Genomic DNA, 2,941 nt, shown 5'->3' with positions numbered 1-2,941 from the left:
TAAAAACCGCAAAACGATTTGTGATACTTTACCAAAACGAAATGTAACAAATTCGTTTTCGTTAACACAAATCGATTTGTGTTTTTTTTATTTTGTTTTCGACGTGTTAAAACACTCTTTAAACGGTACACAAAAAATATCAGAATACATACATTTTTCCTATCTTTGCATATATCTTGAGGGGAGATATACTGTGTATTTATGAGAATTTTCTCGTCACATCTTTTCAGACGTTCAAATTAAACTTCACATGCTCTTCACCATCAAGCAGTAGCCTTGTGCGATCTAAATTGTTATCATAGATGTGTACGTTGCCAAGGAATAGTGTTATGCTCTTAAGCGGTAATTCTATCTGCCTTGCCATAAGATAGAGGTGGTAGATGTCGGCCGGTAACCCAAGGTTCGCATCGCTGCTCCGCTGGTAGGCTGATAACACTAATTCCCCATTCTCTATTTGGAATTGCACCAAGCTAAGACAAGGTGCCTGATTGCTTTCTGCGCCCGTCTCGCCCAAAAATAGCATATAATTCTTGCTGTTGCGCTTTTCGCGATTTATCTTCGCTATCAATGGCGGTAGCCTTTCAAAATATGTTGGATAGCTGTTTACCAATACAGAACCGCAATAATCCCACCAATTAATACCAGCCTCGCGGTACTTCTCGACCTGCCGTTCTCCCCGCATAAACAACTGCAGCTCTTCTTTTAATTTTTTACGGGCAATACCGTGACTTTCAAATATATCAAGCAGATCAGAAGGGGTTAACAAAAGCTGCTCATTAAGTAGATAGCTAATACTTCCTTTCTTGTTGGTCTGGTGTTTCCCCTTCTCCACAATCTTGCCAAGTATCTGATAATACTTATTCATCGTTTAAATGGTATTAGAATGTTGTTTTAAAAGCCTGTGTAAAGCATTATATCCGTATAGGCAGCACTGTAATTCATATGCGCATTAAACTCCCGTCGATGGCAGTTCTCGAACGGATCGCCAACACTTGGGTGTCTGCCCATCCAGTCGCATAATTCAATGATAGAGGACTTATTCGAGGTGAAGTATATAAAGCGATGCCCGGAGAGAACGGTCAGCACATCAAGGTAGTCAGATAGTGTCCAATACATGTTGTAGGTCTTGCTATCCGTGCTCAGGTATGGGGGATCGACGAGAAATACCACGCCAGGCACATCCTTGTATCGCTCAAACACCTCCTTGTAATCACAAGAGGTGATGGTCAACCCATCAAGATAGTCGCCGCAAGGCGGATAATCCACCCCTTTGATGTTGTTGTATAATGTCTCCTTTACCAAGTCCGCATACTTCGTAGCATACTTCATCGAAAAGAGGATAGACGAGGATAACGTGATATAATCAACATATCCGTGGTCATACTCATGCTTGCGGATACACGACAACACCCGCTCACGCTGTACTCCCACAATGGCCTTGTGGCGTGGGACGTCCACTATCCCTCTCAATTCTGCCAACAGGGCATTCGTCTGAGGTAGTGCTTCCAGACGTTTGCGGTAGTCGTCAAAGTCATTATATACCACGGTTGAGTTAGGTTTCTGACACTTGGCGATGTGCGACAGCAACCCGCTGCCTCCGAATAAGTCCACAAAGGTTGTCCCGTCGGGGAGCTGCTGAAGTACCTTGATGTACTCCTTGGCAAACATCCGCTTCTGCCCCTGGAAAGGAAGCGGTGCCGAAAGATATTGCTTTCTCATTGTCTAACTAATTTGATAGGACAAAGGTCGCCATACTCAGTGAAGCAAAAGAACTTTTGCAAGAAATCATACTGCAAGAGTCTTGCAGTCGCTTTGAAAACGCTTTATAAGCCCGTACACTTTCCGCTCACTCACGTTGTATTTGTCCGACAAGTACGCTATGGCATAGGATACCTTTTCGCCATGCTCAAACAATGCGATGTAATCAGTGTATAAATCAATAAATTCTTCATCTTCCAGACGTACCCCTGCCATCTTGAACCTTTTTATTAGCTCCCTATTAAATTTCAATATCTCTATAATCTTCATAACTACAAAATTTAGTATATTTGCACAATCTCACTTACATAACCCAAAAAACGCCCAGAGTGCGAACGAGGATATATGCCCCCGGTCGTGCGCTCTGAGCGTTTTTGGGTTAATATGTAGGTGAGATGACTATTAACAGGCCGGGGGCTTTTAATGACACCCGAAACGTCCCATAAATAAAAAAACCTGATAGCCTAAAAAACCTATCAAGGGTATTACAATAACTGCAAAGATAACATTATTTTTCACACATCAATAGTCCCTTCATTCTTATTAAGTGGTCATTCAACGTCTTTGGATTGCATTTCAATTTGCGACATATTGCCGATTTAGAATAACCGTATTCAAGCATTGTCCGGATAAGTGTTTCCTTACCTGTCAGCTTATAGTGGCTATTCTTGCTTCCCACTTCCCTTCCAAGTCTTTTACCGGCAGCCTTGCGCATGGCAAGTGCCTCTTTAGTCCGCTGAGATATCAGATCGCGCTCTATCTGAGCTGATAATCCAAAAGCAAAGGCAAGTATCTGCGAATTGATATTGTTTCCAAGCTCGTAACGTTCTTTGACGGTAAGAACTTTGGTCTCTTTGCTCATGCAGAGGTTTAGAATAGACATTATCTGCATAAGGTTTCTCCCTATCCGGCTAATTTCTGTAATGATGAGAATATCCCCCTTCTTCATTCTTTTAAGCAGCCCGCCAAGTTTGCGGTCGGATGCCGCCTTTATCCCCGACACTGTTTCCGACACCCATCTATCTATTACTATTCCCTTTTCCGTGGCAAATTTCTGCACTTCAAACCGCTGATTCTCGACGGTTTGTTTATCCGTCGATACCCTGATATATGCGTAAACCATTTTTGCCGGCGAAATTAGTAATATTAGATGGTAGCTGAAAACGTAGATGTGATGGACGAT

Annotated in this window: 4 protein-coding genes; all 4 read right to left on the bottom strand. The window is 42.5% G+C overall.

Going from position 1 to position 2,941, the window contains the following annotated elements; genetic code table 11:
* Window positions 1-226: 226 nt before the first annotated feature.
* The 4 genes from EV202_RS14865 to EV202_RS14850 all read right to left on the bottom strand — a co-directional run bounded on the left by EV202_RS14865 (window position 227) and on the right by EV202_RS14850 (window position 2,881).
* Window positions 227-865, bottom strand: a complete 639-nt coding sequence (locus EV202_RS14865) for a thymidylate synthase (protein ID WP_131927612.1) — start codon at window positions 863-865, stop codon at window positions 227-229.
* 26 nt (window positions 866-891) lie between these two features.
* Entirely contained in the window at window positions 892-1,719 is an 828-nt protein-coding gene (locus EV202_RS14860; RefSeq protein WP_131927611.1) for a DNA adenine methylase, read from the bottom strand.
* 66 nt (window positions 1,720-1,785) lie between these two features.
* On the bottom strand, window positions 1,786-2,028 hold the full coding sequence (locus tag EV202_RS14855; protein ID WP_131927610.1) for a hypothetical protein: 243 nt from the start codon (window positions 2,026-2,028) through the stop codon (window positions 1,786-1,788).
* A gap of 238 nt (window positions 2,029-2,266) precedes the next feature.
* Complete coding sequence (locus EV202_RS14850) at window positions 2,267-2,881, bottom strand: master DNA invertase Mpi family serine-type recombinase (protein WP_131927609.1); 615 nt, start codon at window positions 2,879-2,881, stop codon at window positions 2,267-2,269.
* Between the last annotated feature and the right edge of the window lie 60 nt (window positions 2,882-2,941).

The sequence above is a fragment of the Prevotella heparinolytica genome (genome assembly GCF_004342845.1).
GTDB lineage: Bacteria > Bacteroidota > Bacteroidia > Bacteroidales > Bacteroidaceae > Bacteroides > Bacteroides heparinolyticus.
Note: the sequence above shows the minus strand (reverse complement) of the source record. Positions and strands in the feature narration are given on the sequence as shown.